Source organism: Winogradskyella immobilis (assembly GCF_021887715.1).
GTDB lineage: Bacteria > Bacteroidota > Bacteroidia > Flavobacteriales > Flavobacteriaceae > Winogradskyella > Winogradskyella immobilis.
The window spans coordinates 1-326 of record NZ_JAIQXX010000081.1 but is presented as its reverse complement, the minus strand read 5'-3'; the positions used below and the strand labels follow the sequence as shown (position 1 = coordinate 326).

The 326-nt window shown below is 45.1% G+C and carries 1 protein-coding gene; it reads left to right on the top strand.

Features of this window, described 5'->3' with window-relative positions; all coding sequences use genetic code 11:
• On the top strand, positions 1-326 hold a 326-nt coding region (locus K8Z87_RS13900), incomplete at both ends, for an Ig-like domain-containing protein (protein ID WP_227478174.1).

Here is a 326-nt window from a genome sequence, read left to right as displayed (position 1 = left end):
ACAACAGCGACAGAGATCGATGCTTTAGCGAATGATGATTTAACGGACAATGCGACTTATCAAGCCGGAAGTTTAGATACAACAGGCACTGTAGGAACAGTTACGGATAATGGAGATGGTACTTTTGATTATGTACCAGCGCCAGGTTTTAGTGGAGAAGATACGTTTACCTATACGATCTGTGATGATGATACACCAACGGCCACTTGTGATACAGCAACGGTCACGGTCACGGTTACAGATGAAGGCGCACCAGATGCGATTGATGATACAGCAACAGTAGCCGAAGACACGACGACCAGTACAACAATTGATGCGATCGATAA